14 protein-coding genes and 1 pseudogene are annotated in these 21,372 nt (G+C 61.4%); 10 read left to right on the plus strand and 5 right to left on the minus strand.

Annotation, left to right across the window (positions count from 1 at the left end; all coding sequences use genetic code 11):
• Positions 1-76 precede the first annotated feature (76 nt).
• Positions 77-1,036, plus strand: a pseudogene (locus BRD58_RS10125) (PLP-dependent cysteine synthase family protein); the annotation flags it as partial.
• Positions 1,037-1,065: 29 nt separating this feature from the next.
• On the plus strand, positions 1,066-2,208 hold the full coding sequence (locus BRD58_RS10130; RefSeq protein WP_069578694.1) for a trans-sulfuration enzyme family protein: 1,143 nt from the start codon (positions 1,066-1,068) through the stop codon (positions 2,206-2,208).
• A 60-nt stretch (positions 2,209-2,268) separates the two neighbouring features.
• Here BRD58_RS10130 and BRD58_RS10135 read toward each other — a convergent pair whose 3' ends face one another.
• The 4 genes from BRD58_RS10135 to BRD58_RS10150 form a co-directional block, all read right to left on the minus strand.
• On the minus strand, positions 2,269-3,915 hold the full coding sequence (locus tag BRD58_RS10135) for an alpha-keto acid decarboxylase family protein (protein ID WP_015461595.1): 1,647 nt from the start codon (positions 3,913-3,915) through the stop codon (positions 2,269-2,271).
• 513 nt (positions 3,916-4,428) lie between these two features.
• Positions 4,429-5,649, minus strand: a complete 1,221-nt coding sequence (gene opgC / locus BRD58_RS10140; protein WP_012848769.1) for an OpgC domain-containing protein — start codon at positions 5,647-5,649, stop codon at positions 4,429-4,431.
• A gap of 123 nt (positions 5,650-5,772) precedes the next feature.
• Positions 5,773-7,038, minus strand: a complete 1,266-nt coding sequence (locus BRD58_RS10145) for a phosphatidylserine decarboxylase family protein (RefSeq protein ID WP_069578700.1) — start codon at positions 7,036-7,038, stop codon at positions 5,773-5,775.
• 25 nt (positions 7,039-7,063) lie between these two features.
• Positions 7,064-8,497 (minus strand): basic amino acid/polyamine antiporter, encoded by a 1,434-nt coding sequence (locus BRD58_RS10150; RefSeq protein ID WP_015461597.1) that lies wholly within the window; start codon positions 8,495-8,497, stop codon positions 7,064-7,066.
• Between the two features lie 599 nt (positions 8,498-9,096).
• Between BRD58_RS10150 and BRD58_RS10155 the strand changes: the two genes are divergently transcribed.
• From BRD58_RS10155 to BRD58_RS10175, 5 genes are read left to right on the plus strand one after another with little or no spacing between them, the layout of a single operon-like run.
• The gene (locus tag BRD58_RS10155) at positions 9,097-10,920 is read left to right on the plus strand and encodes a glycosyltransferase family 2 protein (RefSeq protein WP_073382717.1); all 1,824 of its coding nucleotides are present in this window, start codon (positions 9,097-9,099) and stop codon (positions 10,918-10,920) included.
• A 1-nt stretch (position 10,921) separates the two neighbouring features.
• A complete protein-coding gene (locus tag BRD58_RS10160; RefSeq protein WP_012848775.1) occupies positions 10,922-12,244 on the plus strand; it encodes a DUF3131 domain-containing protein in 1,323 nt (440 codons plus the stop codon).
• Between the two features lie 9 nt (positions 12,245-12,253).
• Positions 12,254-13,816 carry a DUF3131 domain-containing protein gene (locus BRD58_RS10165; protein WP_073382720.1) on the plus strand — a complete coding sequence of 521 codons (1,563 nt, stop codon included), beginning with the start codon at positions 12,254-12,256 and terminating at the stop codon, positions 13,814-13,816.
• Entirely contained in the window at positions 13,801-15,180 is a 1,380-nt protein-coding gene (locus tag BRD58_RS10170; RefSeq protein ID WP_012848777.1) for a DUF3131 domain-containing protein, read from the plus strand. Before BRD58_RS10165 ends, BRD58_RS10170 begins: the two co-directional genes overlap by 16 nt.
• A 23-nt stretch (positions 15,181-15,203) precedes the next feature.
• Positions 15,204-17,402: a glycoside hydrolase family 2 protein gene (locus BRD58_RS10175; RefSeq protein WP_073382724.1), complete on the plus strand. Its 2,199-nt coding sequence runs from the start codon at positions 15,204-15,206 to the stop codon at positions 17,400-17,402.
• Positions 17,403-17,415: 13 nt separating this feature from the next.
• Here the strand turns inward: BRD58_RS10175 and BRD58_RS10180 are convergent, their stop codons facing one another.
• Positions 17,416-18,306: a hypothetical protein gene (locus tag BRD58_RS10180; RefSeq protein ID WP_073382728.1), complete on the minus strand. Its 891-nt coding sequence runs from the start codon at positions 18,304-18,306 to the stop codon at positions 17,416-17,418.
• Positions 18,307-18,546: 240 nt separating this feature from the next.
• On the opposite strand from BRD58_RS10180, the gene BRD58_RS10185 reads away from it, so the two are divergent.
• From BRD58_RS10185 to BRD58_RS10195, 3 genes are read left to right on the plus strand one after another with little or no spacing between them, the layout of a single operon-like run.
• Complete coding sequence (locus BRD58_RS10185; RefSeq protein WP_069578702.1) at positions 18,547-18,900, plus strand: GtrA family protein; 354 nt, start codon at positions 18,547-18,549, stop codon at positions 18,898-18,900.
• Positions 18,900-19,826, plus strand: coding sequence for a glycosyltransferase family 2 protein (locus tag BRD58_RS10190; protein WP_012848781.1), 927 nt, complete (start codon positions 18,900-18,902; stop codon positions 19,824-19,826). Before BRD58_RS10185 ends, BRD58_RS10190 begins: the two co-directional genes overlap by 1 nt.
• The gene (locus tag BRD58_RS10195; RefSeq protein WP_012848782.1) at positions 19,823-21,331 is read left to right on the plus strand and encodes a glucosyltransferase domain-containing protein; all 1,509 of its coding nucleotides are present in this window, start codon (positions 19,823-19,825) and stop codon (positions 21,329-21,331) included. Before BRD58_RS10190 ends, BRD58_RS10195 begins: the two co-directional genes overlap by 4 nt.
• Positions 21,332-21,372 lie beyond the last annotated feature (41 nt).

Below are 21,372 nucleotides of genomic sequence, written 5' to 3' on the forward strand. Positions count from 1 at the left end.
GTTTACTTTATATTCTTTAGCGAGCTAACCGCGCCACGCTATAGTCCGGACTACCGCTCACTCACCCGGGCCCCTTATGATCACGGACTCCCTACTGGATTTAATTGGCAATACGCCGCTGCTGCGCCTATCGCGCTTCGACAGCGGCCCCTGCGAGCTGCTGCTAAAGCTGGAGAATCACAATCCCGGCGGCTCGATTAAGGATCGCGTCGCCCTGTCGATGATCAGCGCGGCGGAGCGCAGCGGCGCCCTGCGCCCCGGCGGAACCCTGATCGAGGCCAGCGCGGGCAATACCGGACTGGGGCTGGCGCTGATTGCCGCCCACCGGGGCTACCGCCTGATCCTGGTGGTGCCGGACAAGATGAGCGGAGAGAAGATCGCCCATCTGCGGGCGCTGGACGTCGACGTTCGGCTGACCCGCTCCGACGTGGGCAAAGGTCATCCTGACTACTATCAGGACTATGCCCGCCGCCTCGCCGAGCAGACGCCGGGCAGCCTGTATATCGACCAATTCGCTAACCCGGCCAACCCCGCGGCCCACGAGGAGACCACCGCCCGCGAGCTCTGGCGCCAGACCGGTGGCCGGATCGACGCCATCGTGGTTGGCGTTGGCTCCGGCGGTACGCTCCACGGCCTGCACCGCTTCTTTTCCCGCTATTCGCCGCACACCCGCTTCATCCTCGCCGATCCCTGCGGATCGATCCTGGCCGACGCGGTGCAGCACGGCCGCCACCGGGCGGCGGGCAGTTGGCTGGTCGAAGGGATCGGCGAGGACTTTATTCCCCCGCTGATGAAGACGGAGGCGATCAGCCAGGTCTACCGCATCCCGGATCGGGAGGCGATTGCCACCGCCCGCGCCCTGCTGAGCCGCGAAGGGGTGCTGGCCGGCTCCTCCACCGGCACCCTGCTCGCCGCGGCGCTGCGCTACTGTCAGGCGCAGCCCCGTGCTCAGCGCGTGGTGACCTTTGCCTGCGACAGCGGCAACAAGTATCTGTCCAAGATGTTTAACCCCCAGTGGCTCAGCCAAAACCAGCTGATTTAGCCCACCGTTGTTAAGGAGACGCCATGCGTCAGTTTGCGACCCAAAGCGTACACAGCGGCAGCCATGACGACGCCTATGGCGCGGTAATGCCGCCGATTTATGCCACCTCAACCTTTGCCCAGCGCGCGCCGGGCGAGCACCGCGGCTTTGAATACGCCCGTAGCGGCAACCCCACGCGCCAGGCGCTGGAGCAGGCCATCGCCGAGCTGGAGGGGGGACGACAGGGCTATGCCTTTGCCTCTGGGCTGGCGGCTATCGCCACGGTGCTGGAGCTGCTGGACAGCGGCAGCCACATCATCGCGCTGGACGACGTCTACGGCGGCACCTGGCGCCTGCTGGAGTGCGTGCGCAGTCGCAGCGCCGGGCTGCAGGTCAGCTGGGTGAGCCCCGACGACCTGGCGGGAATCGAGGCCGCCATTCGGCCACAGACCAAGATGATCTGGGTAGAGACGCCGACCAATCCCCTGCTGAAGCTGGCGGATCTGCGCGCCATCGCCGCGCTGGCGCAGCGCCACGATCTGCTCTGCGTCGCCGACAATACCTTTGCCTCTCCGGCGCTGCAGCGGCCGCTGGAGAGCGGGTTTGATATCGTCGTGCACTCGGCCACCAAGTACCTCAACGGTCACTCCGACGTACTGGCCGGGCTCGCCGTGGTGGGCGACAACCCGCCGCTGGCCGAGCGTCTGGCCTATCTGCACAACGCCCTCGGCGCCGTACTTGACCCGTTCAGTAGCTTCCTGACGCTGCGCGGGATCCGCACCCTGGCCCTGCGCATGGAGCGCCACAGCACCAATGCGAGCGCGCTGGCGCAGTGGCTGGCGCAGCACCCGAGCGTCGAGCGCGTCTACTATCCCGGCCTGCCAAGCCACCCGCAGTACGCGCTGGCGCAGCGGCAGATGCACCACCCCGGCGGCATCATCTCCTGCGTGCTGCGCGGCGATGCCGAACAGGTCGCTCAGCGCATCGGGCGGCTGCGTCTGTTTACCCTGGCCGAGAGCCTGGGCGGCGTGGAGAGCCTGGTCTGTCAGCCCTTCAGCATGACCCACGCCTCGATCCCGCTGACGCAGCGGCTGGCGCGCGGCATCGTTCCCCAGCTCATCCGCCTGTCGGTCGGTATCGAAGATGTCGCCGATCTGCAGGCAGACCTCGCACAGGCGCTCGACTGAGCGCCTGTGCGAGGAGCCGTAATGAAACAAGCGGCCATCCTCCGATGGCCGCCCCGCGCCTCAGGCGGAGTAGAGCGACGTCAGCGCGCCGTGCATCTTCTCCAGCAGCTCAGAGGTGACATACTTATCGGTGACGACCTCGATATAGGCGCCGCAGTCACCGGCTTCGGCATGGCGGATCGCCTCATCCAGCGCCTCGCAGGTGGTCACCCGGGCGGTAAACCAATCGCGGCAGCCCAGCCCCGCCGGCAGTTGACTGTAGTCCCACTGCGCCAGATCGTTGTAGTAGATGTCGCCGTCCTTGCACAGCATACGCTCGACCAGATAACCGCTGTTGTTCACCACAAAGATCAGCGGCTTCAGGCCAAAGCGATAGAACTGGCCGATCTCCTGCGCCGTCATCTGGTGCGAGCCTTCGCCGGTGATCAGAATGGTGCGCTTCTCCGGCTCCGCCATCGCTACGCCGAATGCCGCCGGCGTCGCCCAGCCGATGGAGCCCCACAGGGTCTGCTGATAAAATACGGCGCCCTGCGGCATCTGGGCGAACGCCAGCCCCATGGAGGTGGTGCCGGTCTCCGCCACCAGCCGATCGTTCGGCTTCAGCATCTGCTGCCAGCGTGCGTAGAGATACTCCGCGGTCAGCTTGCCGCTGCCGCTCACCGCGGGGATCCCCTGCACCGTCGGCATATCGTGACGGCGGGCCCGGCGGGTCACCCGCCCCACCAGTCCGTTCAGCACATCCTTCATCAGCACGTTTTCATAGACCGCCTTACCGATACGGACCGACTCCGGCTCTACGCTGATGCACTGCGCCTCGTCCAGGTTCGAGGTAAACGCCCCGGTGTTAAAGTCGCTCATGATGGTGCCGATTTGCAGTACGCAATCGCTGCTCTCCACAAACTGGCGTACCCGTTGGTCCATCAGCTGACCGACATACATCCCAACGTAGTTCGGATGGGACTCATCGATCACGCACTTATCCATCATCATGGTGGCAAACGGCAGGTTAGCGGCGTCGATCAGCGCCGTCGCCGCCTTCTGTGCGCCGTGGCGGGCCAGATAAATCCCCGGCAGCGCGCAGACGCTATCGCTGTTATTCAGCCGCTCGGCGATAACATCGATCACCGCGTTCAGGGTCAGCGGATCGCTGACGGGGGCTACCGGCTGCGGCGCGGCGCTCGCCACGATCGGCATCGTGGCGTAATCGCTGGGGAAAGCCATATACACCGGCTTACGGTAGCGCAGCGCCGCCGCGATCAGACGCTCGGTCTCGGCGATGCAGTTTTCCGGCGTCATAATGGCGCGGGCGCAGACAAAGGAGGCCGTGGCCTCATAGAACGCCGTAAAGTAGCCGTTGCCCAGCGTATGGTGCACCCGCTCCCCCTGCGCCTGGACGTGGCTGGCCGGCATGCCGACCAGATGAAACAGCGTGACCGACTCGGCGCAGGCGCCGGCGATGCCGTTTATTGCGCTCAGCTCACCCACGCCAAAGGTGGTGCTCAGCGCGGCCAGGCCCTGGGTGCGGGCATAGGCATCGGCCGCATAGGCGGCGTTCAGCTCATTACAGTTGCCTATCCAGCGCAGGCGTTTGTCCGCACAGATGGCATCCTCAATCGGGAAGGCGTAATCCCCCGGAACGCCGAAAATGTCATGAATACCCAACTCATATAGCCGTGACAGCACATATTCGATAACCGTTGTAGACATAATAAATTCCCGTTTTATCAGATTGTTCAGTAGGCGTTGGTGCTTTATCGATAGTATTTGGCCGGAGGAAAAATAATAACAACCAGTTATTTTCGTTAGGGCTATAGGAAAAATATATTTGTATTACTAATTAACCTTTACTGATACGGGGACAAATAAAGTCACGTTTCGCCATCGCCTCGCGCGCGCCCCCGTACGACGCGCCGCCCGACCCAACCGGTGACGATAATCACACGAAATCCCCGCGTGACGCGGCCTGCACGTCGCGGCGACGCGGTGTGCCCCGCCAGCGCCCCTACGGCGCCGGGTCGCCCTGAGCGCGCCGCACATATCGAGCGCTACGCTATGCCTTAGCGTTATTCTAGATAGGCCAAAAGATAATCACAGCCCGTAATGCTAAATCGCGTAACGGTTCCCCGTGCCACTATCTTATTCTGGTAAAAATAGATAAAAATCGACGTCCGTTTTCCACGCCCGCAGAAAAAGACAACGCCGCCGACGTAAGCGGCCATATCAGTTAGGAACAAGCCGCCGCAGAATACCGAAGCGGGCCATCAGCCACAGCACCGCCAGCGCCAGTCCGTGGGTCAACGTATTCTCCAGCCAGGCATGCTGCCAGAGGCCGAAGCGCACCCACTGACTGATCGCCATCACGACGTACAGATGCAAAATAAAGACATACAGCGAGTTCTGCCCCATCAGAATAAAAAACCAGCCGACGGCGCGGCTGATCGGCAGCCACAGATAGCTCAGCAGCAGATACAGGGCCAGCAGCAGGCAGGCGTCGTTCACCACCCGCAGCAGCCCCAGCTCATTCTTTCCCGCCAGCACGTTGTTGATATAGTCAAAGCGGTAGTCGGGCAGCACGTGCAGAAAGAAGCGGGCGGGGATAAAGGGGTTGGTATTATTCTGGATCACGAAGAACAGCACCAGAAATATGACCATCATCAGGCCGATCACCCGTTTGCCGGGCCGCGTTTTCGCCAGCGACTGCAGCTCGCTTTTATACCAGCCGCACATCACCCCCAGCGTATAGATAAACTGCCAGGCCAGCGGGGGAAAGGCATACTCGAACTGCGCATCGATAATATCCACGGGATACAGCTGATAGGCGATGTACAGCTCCAGCGAAATGATAAACAGCGCGCCGCCGTACCCCCGCTGCAGCATCCACACCACCAGCGGCGTCCCCAGCAGCAGATAAAAATAGAGCCCCAGGATCTGCGTCTGCTGCGGCCCTATCTGTAAAAAGAGGATCTGGTTAAGCCAGGCTTCGCGCGACTGCGCGGCAATCGGATAGAGGGAATAGATCAGCTCATCGTGACGTTGGGTAAAATGGGTTACCTCAAAGCTATTGAGCCACGGTAGCTGGCTGAGGGCCAACACCGACACAATGATCACGATATTCACCGCATACAGCGTCACCGCCCGGCGCAGCAGGGAGTAGGAGACGGTCGGCATATCGCTGTGCTGCAGCTGGCGGCGCTTCGTCTGCCCCAGCACAAAGCCGGACAGAATGACAAAGATTTCGGCGCCGGTGGTAAAGCCAAAGCGCTCTGAGGTAAACAGGTTAAAGACAGAGATAATCTCAACGTGCGTGACGATCATCAGCATCAGCGCAATGCCGCGCATAAAGTCGATGCGCAGATCGCGCGGGCCGTCCGGCACATAGCGCCAGCGGCGCAGATACCCCAGCCCCCTCACCCCTTCTCTGCGTATCCCCGTCATCAGCATGGCACTCTTCATCCACTCCGCGTCGCCGCCCTCTTTGCAGTGTAGAAACAGAGTGAAAAAAAGCCAACTTACGCGGGCGGCGCGGAGTGCCGCAGGAGACGCCCCGACACTCTGCGCCGGCGATCAGCCGACGATCGTCGCCAAGCGATGATTGACCGGAATATTGTAGCTCTCCAGACCCGGCGTCTGGCCCCCGAGATCGAACTCGATATTGACCTGCGGCCCGAAGAACAGGCAGTGGGTCGAGCCGCCAAAGTGGAACATCCCTATCTGTTCGCCCTTCTTGACATGCTGCCCTTCATACACCGTCACATCGCAGGTGGAGACCTCGGCCATTCCGACCGCCATAAAGCAAAACAGTCCAATTTTGGGATTATCCGCCTGAATGAAGACCAGCGCGCGGGTGGCCAGCTCGGTGATATAGCCCTGAGAGGCATTCGGCCCGGCGGCGTCGTCGCCCTCGCTGAGGGTCTCGGAGTAGTAGCTGCCGGGGATCACACGCACCTTGACCACCTTACCGGAGAGCGGCGCGTGCCAGCGATGGTAGCTCAGCGCGCTGAGGAAGGCCTGATAGACGGTGCCGCCGACAAAGTGGCTGACCAGCGCATCGTTATCCATCATAAACTGCAGCGCGTAGGGCTGTGACTTGATCCAGAACCGATCGCGCAGCTGGACACGGCGGGCCAGGCGGTAGGGCGCCGACTCGCACGCATTGACGATCACGTCGTCATTGTCCGGCTCCGCGACAGGCCGCACCCCCTCGCGAAACTGACGGGTAAAGAAATTATCCCATGAGGTAAAGCCATAGTGCGGCAGCGTGGGATCGCAGATAAAGTCCGAGGCAAAGGTCGGCATTGCCCTGCGCGCATCCTCGCCAAACCAGCCGGAGCGCGGATCCTCGCTCAGTACGTAGGTGCTGTCGGCGGAGCTAAGGAACACGGCCCACGCGTCAAGGATCGTTTTGATATGCTGGTTGATGCGTGCATCCAGAAAACCGCTCCAGCCGCCCTGCGTTGCCATCGACCAGTTAAGAATGGCGTTAAACGGAAAGCCCACCAGCCCGCTCTCATCAAACTCTGGCGCATGGGTCATAATCACATTCATCAGCGCGAGCATATGCTGGTAATCGCGCACCTGGGGTAATCCCACCGGGGAAAGAGGGTGATCTTTTTCCGATACCTGATCAAACATCTGCGTAAACAGCATAAATGCTTTAGGGTCGTTTTCAATAAACTGTTTAAACGATGCAATAACCGGCAGCAGCGGCCCCGTTTGCTGCTCGGCCTTATTCATGATCTTTAGCATCCAGCTGTGAAGCGTCCGCTGATCAGAGGGCATCCATTTCCCTACCGTGTAGGTCTTTTTACAGGGTTTAGCGTTACTATTCATAACAACCTCACTATTAATGGGTGGATTATGACATGCTGTAGACTTGCGGTAAGTGTCCCGTCAGCAACATCCATAGCCCAACGACGGCGGCGATAACAATAAAGAGTGCGAACAGAATCTCCCAGCGCGTAAATACCGCTTCATGGGGCGCCTGCTCTTTACGTGCGACGATAAACACGATCAGTCCAACGGCGTAAATAGCGCAGCCCACCAGAATAAATGACAGCCCCGCGGCGTAGACCAACCAAATACCAAACAGCGTTGCGATCGCGCTGGTAATAAACGCATTGGCGCGGCCACAGCTGGCCTTGGGCGGATATTTTCCGGTCGCCATCACCTTCCAGAGAAACGCCGCGGAGCCAATATATGCCGGCAGGATAACCACCCCGGTAATAGAGAGCATCACGTTCCAGGCATTATTGGAGAAGAAGACCAACAGCATCGCCGCCTGCATGATGAGGGTGGATACCCACAGCGAGTGGGAGGCGACGCCGTTTTTATTCAGCGTAGAAAAGAACGTTGGAAAGGTCCCATCTTTGGCGCAGGCCCAGGGGAGTTCGGCAACCAACAGCGTCCATACCAGCCACGAGGAGAGCAGCGCGATAATCACGCCAATATTGATAAAGACGCCGCCCCATTTCCCCACCAGCGACGCCAGGATCGCCGCCGTCGAAGGGGGTGACATCGTGGCCAGTTCGCCCTGGGAGAACACGCCGAACGGAATGATGCTGACCAGCACGAACAGAACGGTGGCAATGATAAAGCCGAGGATCGTGGCGCGGCTGACCGTCCGCTCATCAGACTTATCTGACATCACCACCGCCCCCTCAATCCCGATATACATCCACAGCGTCACCAGCATGGTGCTGCGGATCTGGTCAAAGATATCGCCCAGCGGCTTATCGTGCAGCGCGCGGTTATACGCCTCGCCCCAGAAGTCGATGGTCAGCATATGGTGATGAAATGAAAAGAAAAGTAGGATAGCGATAAACAGCAGAATCGGTATAAACTTCGCGATCGTACCGATATTATTCAGCACCGAGGTACCTTTCACCCCCCGCATCACCAGTATGCTCAGCCCCCAGATAATGACCGAGGCAACCGTAATCGCCTGCCAGGTATTACCGCCTTTGAAATAGGGAGGGAAAAAGAAGTTCAGCGCATCCATCAATAGTACGGCATAGCCCACGTTACCAAACGCGGCGGACATCCAATATCCCCAGGCGATAAGAAACCCGGTCAGCTTACCGAAGCCGGCGCGAGAATACATATAGATCCCGGAGGTCATTTCCGGATGAATCGCAGAGAGAATTTGAAAGGTTCTCGCCAGAGTAAATATACCCACCCCGGTGATAACCCATGCGATTAATATCGCCCCCAGCGCGGCCGACTGCGCCATATTTTGCGGGATATTAAAAACACCACCGCCAAACATCGCGCTGATGACTAATAGCGTCATCGCCAACACGCCTAGCGGCTAGCGGCTTTGCTTTTCCTTCGTCTTGCTGATGACTATCGGACATAATTATCTGCTCCAGATGACGAAAAATTTATTATGGCAGCGCCCCCATACAGTTAAAAGCGACTTTATCGAATCAGCGTATAAATTTATCTATCCGGTGTATTTTTTAGGCTGTTAATTACTTACGTGGATAAATAGCCATGTATTATATTTGATAAGAAAACACAACTAACCGTATGATAATAAGTAAAAACACCGCCATCAGATTATATATCAAGGTACCCAACGGCAAATTCCGCGCTATTTTCACCGCGGCACAGATGACGGCGATGTTAAACAGTAGCCGGCGCCGCGCCATTTTGTGAAATATTCTATTTAATCAGCAGGGTGGCATAATAATATAGACGCCCGGCGCCCTTTCCACCGCCCCCCGCCTCGCGGGATTCGCCGGTCCGTCTCCGCCGCGCCGATAGGGGATATAGCATCCTCATCGGCGCGAACGATTTATCCCGCCCGTCGCCTTGCCGCCTGTTAAGCCTACGCTACACTGATACGGTAAAGCGCTGTCATCATGCGAAGGATCCGGGGAGACTGCCATGCACTTTTATTTTTCACCGTTTGAAGCGCGGCGTCCCCCGCCCCCTCTGATCAACCATCCCTGGATAAACTTTCTCTGGCAAATGCTGATCGTGGCGGCTCTGCTGCTGGGGGCCAACTATATTCGCTGGCGCTGGATGGACTCCCTCAATTACGACGCGCTCTGGTACTCCGTGCCGCTGGCGTTGGCCGAAACCCTGGCCTATATCGGCACCTGTCTGTTTACCATCAACCTCTGGCAGGTGCGGGACCCTCTGCCGCATCCGGCCCCCGACGATATCCGCCAGTGTCTGGCCGACCCCGAGGGGATCGCGGCGCGCCCGCTGAAGGTCGACCTGTTTATCGCCACCTACTCCGAAGACCCCGAGCTGGTGCGTCTCTCCATTCAGGATGCCAAGCGGATCGACTACCCGCATCCCCTGGAGTATAAAATTCACGTGCTGGACGACGGCCGCCGCGACGCCATGCGCCAGGTGGCCGAGCAGGAGGGCGTCAACTACCTGACCCGCGACAATAACGCGGGCTTCAAGGCCGGCAACCTGCGTAACGGCATTGAGCAGACCGACGGCGACTTTATCGTCATTTGCGATGCCGACACCCGGGTCTTTCCCACCCTGCTGACGCACACGCTGGGCTATTTCTGCGATCCGAACGTCGCCTGGGTACAGACCCCGCAGTGGTTTTACGATCTGGCGCAGGGCACGCCGCTGCCGCACTGGCTGGCGCGCAAGGCCGGGCGCGTCGGCGCGCTGACCGGGCGACTGATCGAGCGGCTGGTCGGTCCCCTGCGCGTCGGCGAAGATCCCTTCATGAACGATCCGCAGATGTTTTACGACGTGATCCAGCGTCGCCGCAACTGGGCCTATGCCTCGTTCTGCTGCGGCGCGGCCTCGCTGCACCGGCGTGAGGCCATCATGCAGACCGCCCTGCGCCAATACGCGATGGATATCGAATACGAGATCGATCGCCATACCCACGCGGTGGACGATCCGCAGCTACGACGGGATCTGCAGCAGGCCATGCTGCCCCACGTCGCCTATGATATGGAGCTGATGCCCTACCGTTTTCACGTCTCGGAGGATATCTATACCTCGATCATGCTGCACGGCGACCTTGAGCACCCCTGGCGATCCGTGCTGCACCCGCAGGTCGAGTCCAAAATGCTCTCGCCGCAGGATCTGCAGACCTGGATGATCCAGCGCTTTAAATACGCCGCCGGTTCACTGGATATTCTGCTGCACGACGGCGTGCTGCACAGCCGGCAAATCCGCCTGTCGCTGGCGCAGAAGCTGCTGTACGGCGCCACCTTCTGGTCCTATCTGGCCTGCCTCTGGAATCTGATTTTCCTGATTGCGCCGCTGGTTTACCTGTTCAGCGGGATCCCGCCGCTCTCCACCTACTCCACCCCGTTCTATCTGCACTTTGTGCCGTACCTGGTGCTGTGCGAGCTGGCGTTTATGTTCGGCACCTGGGGGATCGCCTCCTGGAACGGCAAAGCCAGCTATCTGGCCCTGTTCTCCATGAATCTCCGGGCGCTGGATACCGTGCTGCGCGGGGAGAAGATCCGCTTTCGCGTCACGCCCAAGGAGCGGCAGCAGGGCAACTTTCTCAGCCTGATCAAGCCACAGCTGGCCATCGTCACCCTGACTCTGCTGGGGCTGGTCTGGGGTGCGATCCAGCTGGCGCTGGGGAACATCCGCGATCCCTCCGGCTATATCATCAATATCTTCTGGGGCGGTATGAACATCCTGGCGATGCTGCCGATGATCAGCGCCGCCCTCTGGCAGCCGCCGGCGGAAGACGCCGAAAGCGGGGAGCGCTGATATGAGGCTATCGACCCACCTGCTGCGCGCCAGAAGCTATATCGCCACGCTGTGCGGTTTTCTGCTGGCCCTCGCCATCGTGCTGCATATCGAGCGCCACCAGCCGCCGCCGCCCATTCCGCTGACCCTGCAGACCCTCGGCGGCGACTTTCCCCAGTTGCCCGCGACGCGCGGCCTGACCTTTCAAGAGGCCATCTGGGCGCGCATCGCCTGGCAATACTTCATCAATAACACCCAGCCCAGCGGGCTGGTCAACGCCGTCGATCGCCAGCCCTACGCCAGCCTGTGGAGCAGCGGCGATCAGCTGATGGCGCTGATGGCCGCCCAGCGGCTGGGGATCATCGGTCAGGCCGAGCTGGATCGGCGCCTGGATGCGACGCTGCAGGCGCTCGCCGCCCTGCCGCGCTCGGCGCAGCGAATGCCCTGGCAGTACTACCACAGCGCCACCCTGCAGCCCCTGTCACCGCAGACCGATGACGGGGTCACCTGGTCCGCCAACGACATCGGGCGCCTGCTCAGCGCGCTGCAGATCTGCGCCGCCCGCTATCCCGAACACGGCGCGGCGATCAACCGTCTGCTCGCCGACTGGCCGCTGGCGCAGATGTTTCGCCAGCGCCCCTACGCCCCCTTCGCCCTGCGCGATACCCCGCGCTGGCGCCTGATCGGGCTGAATGACCGCCCCGGCCTCGGCTACCGCCTGTACGCCCAGGCGACGCTGGGCGGCATCACCCCCAGCGCCGCCGTTACGCTGCAGCAACCGCTGAGCGATCAGCCCACCGTTAATATCGACGGCATGGTGCTGCCCTACGATGCGCTGATCACCCTACGCCAGACCGACCACCCGCTGATCTTCGTGCAGCCCTACATCCTGGCGGCGCTGGAGTATGGATTCAGCCTCGACAATGCGGCGGTCACCTGGCGCATGGTGCTGGCGCAGGAGAGCCGCTATAACCCGCAGACGGGCAAAAACTTTATCTTTGACGATCGCGAGTCGCCCACGCTCGCCGCGCTGAGCGTCCGCCCCACGACCACGCCGCCCCCGCTGCTGTTTTCGGCCAAGGCCGCCTTCGGCTGGTACGCCCTGCTGGGCACCCCGTGGAGCGAACGGCAGCGACAGCAGGTTCTGCCGCTGCTGCAGCCTGGCCGCGGGTGGCATGATGGCCTCCGCCTGGACGGCAGCGTCAGTCCAACCCTGAGCGCCGCCACCAACGCCCTAATCCTGGAAAGTCTGCTATACCAAATACAGGGACCGCTGCGCTGTGCCTACTGCCAGCCCGACGATCCGCCGCTCTCCGCCCCCCCTGCGGGAATACAGATGCAATAAGGAATGCCTATGTCACTGCCCATGCCGCACCCACGTTCCCTCCTGCGCCTGATCGGCTTGCTGTGGCTGGCGCTGCTGCTGATCCTGGGCGGCGCCGCCGCGCGAGCTGAAACCATTCTGCCGGCGGCCGGCTACCCGCCGCGCCACGGCGATCTGACGCCGCAGGAGATGGCGGTCGCCCAGAAGGCCTGGTCCTACTTCGTCACCAACTATCAGCCGACCACCGGGCTGGTTAACGCGGCCAACGCCTACCCCTCGACCACCATGTGGGATACGGCGTCGTACATAGCGGCGCTGACGGCGGCGCGCGAGCTGGGGCTGGTGGATAAAGCCACCTTCGATCAGCGCATGATTAAGCTGCTGGCCACCCTGAATAACCTGGATCTGTTTCAGGGACAGGCGCCGAATAAGGCCTATAACACCCTAACCGCCCAGAAGGTGAACTATATCAACCAGCCGGGCGAAATCGGCTACTCCGCGCTGGATCTGGGGCGCATGCTGATCTGGCTGAAAATCATCAAAAATCGCTATCCCGAATACGCCAACGATATCGACAATCTGGTGCTGCGCTGGGACTTTAGCCATATCATCGATCCCTGCGGCACCCTGTATGGCGCCGTGCTGGACGGAAAAAATCAGCCGCTCTACGTGCAGGAGGGACGCCTGGGCTACGAGGAGTACGCCGCCGCTGGCTTCCAGCTGTGGGGGTTTAACACCTGCCAGGCCTCCCGCGCGGAGCCCTACCAGCTGGCCGATATTTATTGCGTGCTGGTCCCCTACGATGCGCGCGATCCCAGACCGACCCAGCAGCACAACTATGTCACCACCGAGCCCTATGTGCTGTATGGCATCGAGCTGGGCTGGAATAAGGCCGGCGCCGCGCGCGCGGCCGATGGCAAGGAGAACCACCCGTGGATGCATGACTTCGCCAACCGCGTCTATCAGGCACAGGAAAACCGCTACCAGATAGCCGGGATCGTGACCGCCCGCTCCGAACACCAGCTGGATCGCGCCCCCTACTTCGTCTATGACACGGTCTTCTCCGACGGCTACGACTGGAACACCATCACCGACAAAGGGGTATACACGCCGGAGGATGCGGCCGTCTCCCTGAAGGCGGCGCTGGGAATGTGGGCGCTGTGGCAGTCCCCCTATACCGATCTGCTGTTCAGCACCATTGAGAATGCCAACGACGCGCCCAAAGGCTTTTACGAGGGGCTGTACGAAAACGGCAGCGGCCCGATCCGTGAATTCACCGCCAACAACAACGGCATCATGCTGGAGGCCCTGCTGTTTAAAAAACAGGGTAGCCTGTTCGCCCCCGCGCGCGCCGGCGGCGATGGCGCCGCTCCGTCGCTGTGGGATAAAACCCTGCTGAACGCCTTTGATGAAAGCAACCGGACCCATAATCGCCCCTACCTGTCGGCGACGCCCCATCAGAACAGCTGGTGTAAACAGCAGGGGATCGCCCTGCGCGCCGCGCCGGCCTGCCCGAGCTGCCAGTGCGCCGCCTGCACCTTGGACGCCCCCATCCAACTGCCGCCGGTCAGCGCATCATGCTTAAAACCCTGATCGGCGCAGCCGCGATCGCTATCCTGGCGCTGACGGCCTGGTCGCTGTCGGCGCCGCCGACGGCGCTGGAGACGGGCTGGCGCTACCTCAGCCAGGGAGGCTGGCACCACGCGGGCCGACTGGGGCAGCTTACCCCCGACGAGCGCCAGTGGGCGACCATCGCCTGGCGCTATTTCCAGAACAACACCCAGCCCGACACCGGGCTGGTCAACGGCCAGGACAACTATCCGCTGACCACCCCGGCGCAGATGGGCGATACCCTGGTGGCGCTGGTCGCGGCGCAGCGGCTGGGGCTGCTGGAGGCCGAGGAGTTTGACCGGCGCCTCTCCGCGCTGCTGGCCACCCTCTCCCGCCTGCCCTTAAACGGCGCCGGGTTGCCCAACCGCTACTACGACAGCCAGCGGCTGACCATGGTGAACGGGGCGCGCCAGCCCGCCGACGACGGCTGGTCAGCCGGCGACATCGCCCGCCTGCTGCTGGGGCTGCGGCTGGTCACGCTGGCGGCGCCGCAGTACGGCGGCTTTATCGATCGCATCGTCATGGGGTGGAACTTCTGCCCTATGCTGACCCCGCAGGGGGCGCTGCAGGACGGCGAGTGGCGGCAGAATCACTGGCAAACCCGCCCTATCGCCAATCTGGCCCAAAGCCAATACGCCGCCGCCGCGATGGGGCTGTGGGGTTTTGATGCCCCGCTCAGCGCGGCGCCGCCCTATAAGCACGCCATCATCGGCCCCAATTCCATCGCGACGGCAGACCGGGATCCCCGCCTGGGCGGCGGCAACCTCAGCGTCGACTCGACCCCCTATCTGCTGGCCGGTCTGGAGTTCAACTGGTCGCCGCCGGGCAAGGCTTCGCTCACCCTGCAGGATCTCAGGTCGCGCGCCCAGTCGGTATACCAGGCGCAGGCCTGGCGCTGGCAGCGCGACGGTATCCTGACGGCGCGCGCAGACTATGCGCTCAACCGCGCGCCCTGGCGGGTCGATAACGCCGTCTTCGCCAACGGCTATCCCTGGAACGTACTGACGGAGGGGGGAGAGTTCCGCCCCGAGCTGGCGTTGACCGCGACCCGGGCGCTGTTCGGCCTGTGGGTGCTGTGGGATAGCCCCTATACCGATGCCCTGATGCAGCTAGGGCGCTGGCCGCGGGACGATCGGCGCGGCTGGTACGAAGGCCGCTTTGAGCGCAGCGGCGAATACAATCCGGTGATGACGCTCAGCACCAACGCCATGGTGCTGGAGTCTCTGCTGTATAAGCAGAACAACGGCCCGCTGATCGACCGCCTGCCGCCGCCCGGCTATCTGGAAAGCCAGCTGCGCGAGCCCCTGAACTGGCCGCGGCGCTGTCTGCCCCAGGAAGGACGTTAACGTTACTACGCCAAGGAGCGCACATGACCCGAACGCCGATCACCGCGCTGACGCTGCTGCTGAGTCTGCTGCCGCGCCCCGGTGCCAGCCAGACGCTGAGCCTGGACGGCGCCTGGCAGACCCACGACGCCAATCCCCCCTTCAGCACGCCCGAGACCCTGCGCCAGCAGGGCGAAGCCTGGCGGACGCTGCGGGTTCCCGCCAACTGGTACAGCCAGGGGGTCGATCACCAGGGTGCCCTCTGGTACCAGCGCGAGTTTACCCTGCCGCCCTTGGCGCCAGACCGCATGGCCACGCTGATCTTTAACGGCGTCGACTACCGGGCCGACGTCTGGCTCAACCAGCGCTACCTGGGCGCCCATCAGGGCTATTTCCAGCGCTTCGCACTGGACGCGGCGCCGGCGCTGCGGCGCCACAACCGCCTGCTGGTGCGCGTCGACAGCCCCTTTGAAACGCCGGGGCGCGTCTGGCCGCTGCACAAACAGAGCATCAAGGGTATCCTGACCCAGCACGACACGCGTCCCGGCGGCGCCTGGTCGGCGCAGGGGCAGGATGCGAACTCCGGCGGCATCTGGCAACCCGTCAGCCTGAAAATCAGCCGCCGGGCCGCCATCGATAATCTGCTGCTGACCCCGACTTTCTCCGCCGATGGCCAGCAGGCCTCGCTGGCGCTGCGTCTGGACTATCGCGCCCAGGAGACGCTGCCGGCCACGCTGACGCTGCAGATGACGCCCTACAATTTTGTCGGGCGCACCTACCGCCTGACGCTGCCGCTGACCCTGCGGCGCGACGGCGAGGTCGAGGCCCAGCTGCCGCTGCCGCGGGTCGTCCGCTGGTGGCCCGACGGCTATGGCTATCCCGCGCTGTACCACGTCCGCGTCGCGCTGCGCGATGCGCAGGGCGTGATGGACAGCACATCGCAGATCACCGGCATCCGCCAGTTCAGCCAGAATGCGCAGACCAAAGCCTGGTATATCAACGGCAAGCGGATTTTCCTGCGCGGCACCAACTACATCGCCTCGCCCTGGCTCGGCCAGGTCAACGCCGCGGACTATCGCCGCGATCTGCTGATGATGAAGCGCGCCAACGTCAACACCGTGCGCGTCCACGCCCACGTCGCCGGACAGGCGCTGTACCGTCAGGCCGACGAACTGGGCATGATGCTGTGGCAGGATATGCCGCTGCAGTGGGGCTATGACGACTCCGCCGCCTTCGCCGCCGAAGCCGCCCGACAGGCCACCGCGCTGGTGCGTCAGTTTGGCTCTCATCCCTCCATCATTATCTGGGCCGGACAGAACGAACCGCCGTTCAACGCCCCGTGGATGAAGGATCTGTTCGCCGACTGGCGGCCAGACCTGAACCGGAATCTGGCTCAGCGGGTCGCCGAGGCGCTGGGACAGGATAGATCCCGCGGCCTGCACCCTTGGTCGAAGGTCGATGAACACTTTTGGCAGGGCTGGTACTTCGGTAAGGTCACCGATGTGCTGAAGCCCGCCTACAGCGCCATCATCACCGAATTTGGCGCCCAGGCCCTGCCCTCTCTGCCGACGCTGCAGACCATCATTCCCCCGGCGGATCGCTGGCCGGCCAGCGAGGATGGCCGCGATCCCGCCTGGCGGGTCTGGATGTACCATGACTTCCAGCCCGGCAATGCCTTTGGGCTGGCCGGGCTGCACCGGGGCCGCGATCTGGCCGACTTTATCACCCGTACCCAGCAGAATCAGGCGCACATCATCCAGCTGGCCGCCGAGAGCTATCGCCGCCAGCGCTTTCAGCCGGTCACCACCCTGATGCAGTTCATGTTCAGCGAGAGCTGGCCCTCGATCAACTGGGCGGTGGTGGACTACACCCGCCAGCCCAAGCCGGGGTACTTCGCCCTCCAGCGCGCCTTTCAGCCGATTCTGCCCTCCATTGAGCCGATCACCCTGCAGTGGCACCCCGGCCAGCCGGGGCAGATCGCGCTGTGGGCCATTAACGATACCTGGCGCGCCCACCCCAACAGCCGCCTAGTTTGGCAGCTGCGTCAGGGCGGTATCGTGTTAAATCAGGGGGCGTTGACCTTTGCCCTGCCCGCCGACAGCGGACAGCGGCTGCGCCAGCTGACGGTAACCCCCCGCGACCAGCAGGATATGTGGCTCTACGCCACGCTGTATGATGCGCAGGGGGAACCGCTGGGGAAAAACAGCTACCGTATCGAGGTGCAGGCACCGATCCCGCGCTAGCGACGCGCGGGGCTCAAAACGGCAGCGTCCAGCTCAGGTTGAGGGTGCCCTGGCGGAAGTTGGCGTTGCGATCGCCGCGCCAGGCATAGCGCGTGCCGCTGTAGTTATCATAGTGAATCGACAGCGATCCGGGCTCATAGCCGGAGACATAGCCCACGCTGTAGCTATAGTCGGAATCCCAGGGCTGCTGCTGCCCGCGGTCTGGGTAGTAAAACGCGGAGACGCGCAGAAAGTAGTGCTGCTTCAGGGTATAGCCGCAGCTGCCCAGCAGCGTATTTTTCCCACGCTTCATCTGATTGTCCTGCAGGGAGTAGTAGCGTGGGCCATAGCTGTAGCCCACCTGACAGGACAGGCTGTCCTGGGGGAACAGCAGCAGATGCTTATTCCAGCTCTCCGGCAGGGCAAACTTATAGGCCGCGGTGATGGTTCCCTGCTCGATATAGGTCCGCCGCTGCCCCTGCTGGGGGTAAAAATGGTTGTTATCGCCATAGTTACTGTATACCAGGCTAAAGGTGCCGGGATGCCAGTCGTCATAGCCAAAGCTGTAGACAAAGTCAGTCTGATAGCGGTTGAGATCCTGCAGCGGGACCCGCACCGTCATATTGGCAAAAAAGTAGCTCAGCGGTGAATACTGAAAGCTGGCCAGCATGCGCTGGTTGACGATATTACGCATCTCGCTCTGGGTGTCGTTCACCGGCACATTTATCCACTGATGCGACAGCGGCATGCTGTAGGTCAGCGCCGTGGAAAACGTCGCCTCACTGCCGGAGAACAGACGCGCCCATGGGGTGGTAAACACCTTTACCGGCGGCGGCGTTCCACCGCCCTGATCGGCCTGCGCCGCCAGCGGCGCAGTACAAAATAACAATGCCAAACCTACGCTAATACCAACCTGCTTATCCATTATGTTATCCGCCTATTATTCGCCGCGGCGCTCCCTATCATAAAGGATAGATAACATTTGAACCCTCTACCAGTTCGCTCAATAAAAAATAGAGCATCATCATTTAGTTAACCGTCGAGCCCTCGGCGTCGTGCCATTCAGACAAGCGACCGCACCGCCGCGCGCCGCGAAGAGGCAGAGTCGTCAATCTTCTCTATACTCAAATAAGCACTCCTCAGCCTAAGGCAGGACGTCCCGACGATGTTTATCAAATATGTCATGATCGGTATTTTGAATACCGCCTTGCACTGGGCGGTGTTTTTTACCCTGCACAGCCAGGCGGCCCTGTCGCAGTCATTCAGCAACCTGTATGCCTTTATCGTCGCCGTCACCTTTTCGTTTTTCTGTAATGCCCGCTTCACCTTTCAGGATCGCCCCACCCTGAAGCGCTATCTGCTGTTCACCAGTTTTATGGGATTTCTCAGCTGGCTGACCGGTTATCTCGGCGATCGGCTGCATATTGCGCCGCTGCTCACCGTCATGGCCTTTTCGCTGATCAGCCTGATCATGGGCTTCTTCTATTCCAAATACATCGTCTTCCGGAGCGCGGCGTAATGAAAATATCCCTGGTAGTCCCGGTATTCAACGAAGAGAGCGCTATTCCCCTGTTTCACGACGCGGTAAGGCAGTGTGACGATCTGGCGCCCTACCGCATCGAAATCGTCTTCGTCAACGACGGCAGCAGCGACCGGACGGAAGAGGTCATCTCCGGAATAATCGATGACGATCCGCTGGTGATTATGGTCAACTTTTCACGCAACTTCGGCAAAGAGGCCGCGCTGTTCGCCGGGCTGAAGTACGCCACCGGCGAGGCGATAATCCCTATCGACGTCGATCTGCAGGATCCTATCGAGCTCATTCCACAGCTGATCGCCCGCTGGCGCAACGGCGCGGACGTGGTGCTGGCCAAGCGCATCGATCGCACCTCGGACACGCTGATGAAGCGCCTGACCGCCAGCCTGTTCTACCGGGTGCACAACCAGATAGCCAACCCCAAGATCGAAATGAACGTGGGGGACTACCGTCTCATGAGCCGCCAGGTGGTCGATGCGGTTCTGATGCTGCACGAACGCAACCTGTTCATGAAGGGGTTGCTCAGCTGGGTTGGCTTTAAAACCGCCGTCGTCACCTACGCCCGCCATGAGCGGGTGGCCGGCAGCAGCAAGTTTAACTTTTGGAAGCTCTGGAACCTGGCGCTGGAGGGGATCACCTCCTTCAGCACCATCCCCCTGCGGCTGTGGACCTATATCGGCACCTCGATTGCGGCGTTTTCCCTGTTCTACGCGCTGTACGTGATAATCAAAACGCTGATCTTTGACAACCCGGTCCCCGGCTATCCCTCGATTATGGCCGTTATTCTGTTCCTCGGCGGTATCCAGCTGATCGGCATCGGGGTGCTGGGCGAATATATCGGGCGAATTTACGTGGAAACCAAGCAACGGCCCCGTTTCATTGTCAAAGAGCTTAAGGGAAGAAAATGAACCATCTGCTGAAGCGGCCGCTCTCGAACCGAGATGCCTTTTTGTTTATCATCGCGCTGCTGCTGCTCTACGTGGTGCCGCTCATCCTGGCCAACGTCTATTACCGGGACGACACCGAGCGCATTCTGAACCCGGCCGCGCCCTGGTATACCTTAGGACGCCCAGGCGCCGATCTGCTGATGCGCCTGTTTACCTTCAACCTGTACGAGCTGACCGACACCGCACCGCTGACCCTGCTCCTCGGGGTGCTGTTCTTCGCCTGGACGCTGGTGTATGCGGCGCGTCGCGCCGAGGGCACCCTCAGTATCGCCGCGCTGTCACCCTATATCCTTTTATTTTTTAACCCGTTTTTCCTGCAAAACCTCTCCTACAAATACGACAGCTTTCCCATGGTGGTCGCGCTGGCGCTCTCGATCTTAGCCTTTTTCTGCCCGCGTAACCGCGGTCTGCTCAGCTACCTGCTGCCGACCCTGCTGCTGTTTTGCGCCCTGACGCTCTACCAGCCGTGCGCCAATATCTTCATCGGCCTGTACGGCGCCAACCTGATGATCAACTTTCTCAAGGTCGAGCGGAGCCCGCTGCAGGAGACCGTTTGGGCGGCGGTGGTCATGCTGCTCACCAACTCGCTGTACATTCTGATCATCGACCACCTCTTGGCGCTGGGCGGCGGTAACCGCGGCAACATGATCGGCGCCCAGGACGCGCTGTTCTGGCTGACCCAGGACTGGCTGATGCTGAAAAAGCTGCTCACCTTTGTCCTCAGCAAGGAGCTGAAATTCCTGTTCTACCCGGCGCTGCTCTGCGTCGTTTGGATCTTTGCCCTGCGCCTGACGCAGTTCTGGCGCGCCCAGCCCCTGACGCTCAGCAGGCTGCTGTCGCTGCTGCTGATCCTCTGTTCGCCGCTGGTGCTGTTTATCGCCCTGCTGGGGCCGCTGTTCCTGCTGAAGGAGGGGGTGACCGACGTCCGCGTCCTGTGCGGCTTCTCCGCCACCCTGTTCGTGTTTGCCCACGCCGTCTACCAGGTACTGGCGCGCTGGCGCCCCGCCTGGCTGCCGCTGTGCACCCTGCCGCTGTTCTATTTTCTGGCCTTCAGCTTCCAGTACGGCAACGCGGTACGCAATCAGCGCGACTATGAGGCCCGCATCTTTGGCTGGCTGAGCTATGACCTGCTCTCCCTTAACGCCACCGGCCACGGTAAGATCCTGCTCAACAACTACCCCGATACCGCGCCGGTAACCCAGAAGATCGTCGAACATCAGGCGCTGATCGACATGATGTTCAGCCCGGCCTATAACTGGACCGCCCGGCGCATCATCGCCTCCTACGGCATCAGCAATATCGACGCCGGCTGGGGGCCGGACTACCGCGATCGGCTGAATGTCCTCTGCGCTGAGCAAACGGCGCCGCTGCGCGACAATAAGTTTTACGCCATCTACGCCCTGAATGACGACACCATCGTCTGGCTGAAGAACAAGTACTTCACCGTCTGCGGCCCGGCACACTGAGACGATGCTCCCGGCACAAAGCGCATGATTTCCGCCGGGAG

Source organism: Edwardsiella piscicida (assembly GCF_001896205.1).
GTDB lineage: Bacteria > Pseudomonadota > Gammaproteobacteria > Enterobacterales > Enterobacteriaceae > Edwardsiella > Edwardsiella piscicida.

Coding starts and splice junctions, on each gene's coding strand:
- BRD58_RS10130 (WP_069578694.1), top strand. CDS start 1,066: ATGCGTCAGTTTGCGACCCAAAGCGTACACAGCGGCAGCCATGACGAC.
- BRD58_RS10175 (WP_073382724.1), top strand. CDS start 15,204: ATGACCCGAACGCCGATCACCGCGCTGACGCTGCTGCTGAGTCTGCTG.
- BRD58_RS10145 (WP_069578700.1), bottom strand. CDS start 7,038: ATGAATAGTAACGCTAAACCCTGTAAAAAGACCTACACGGTAGGGAAA.
- opgC (WP_012848769.1), bottom strand. CDS start 5,649: ATGCTGATGACGGGGATACGCAGAGAAGGGGTGAGGGGGCTGGGGTAT.
- BRD58_RS10180 (WP_073382728.1), bottom strand. CDS start 18,306: ATGGATAAGCAGGTTGGTATTAGCGTAGGTTTGGCATTGTTATTTTGT.
- BRD58_RS10155 (WP_073382717.1), top strand. CDS start 9,097: ATGCACTTTTATTTTTCACCGTTTGAAGCGCGGCGTCCCCCGCCCCCT.
- BRD58_RS10190 (WP_012848781.1), top strand. CDS start 18,900: ATGAAAATATCCCTGGTAGTCCCGGTATTCAACGAAGAGAGCGCTATT.
- BRD58_RS10135 (WP_015461595.1), bottom strand. CDS start 3,915: ATGTCTACAACGGTTATCGAATATGTGCTGTCACGGCTATATGAGTTG.
- BRD58_RS10150 (WP_015461597.1), bottom strand. CDS start 8,497: ATGACGCTATTAGTCATCAGCGCGATGTTTGGCGGTGGTGTTTTTAAT.
- BRD58_RS10195 (WP_012848782.1), top strand. CDS start 19,823: ATGAACCATCTGCTGAAGCGGCCGCTCTCGAACCGAGATGCCTTTTTG.
- BRD58_RS10160 (WP_012848775.1), top strand. CDS start 10,922: ATGAGGCTATCGACCCACCTGCTGCGCGCCAGAAGCTATATCGCCACG.
- BRD58_RS10185 (WP_069578702.1), top strand. CDS start 18,547: ATGTTTATCAAATATGTCATGATCGGTATTTTGAATACCGCCTTGCAC.
- BRD58_RS10165 (WP_073382720.1), top strand. CDS start 12,254: ATGTCACTGCCCATGCCGCACCCACGTTCCCTCCTGCGCCTGATCGGC.
- BRD58_RS10170 (WP_012848777.1), top strand. CDS start 13,801: ATGCTTAAAACCCTGATCGGCGCAGCCGCGATCGCTATCCTGGCGCTG.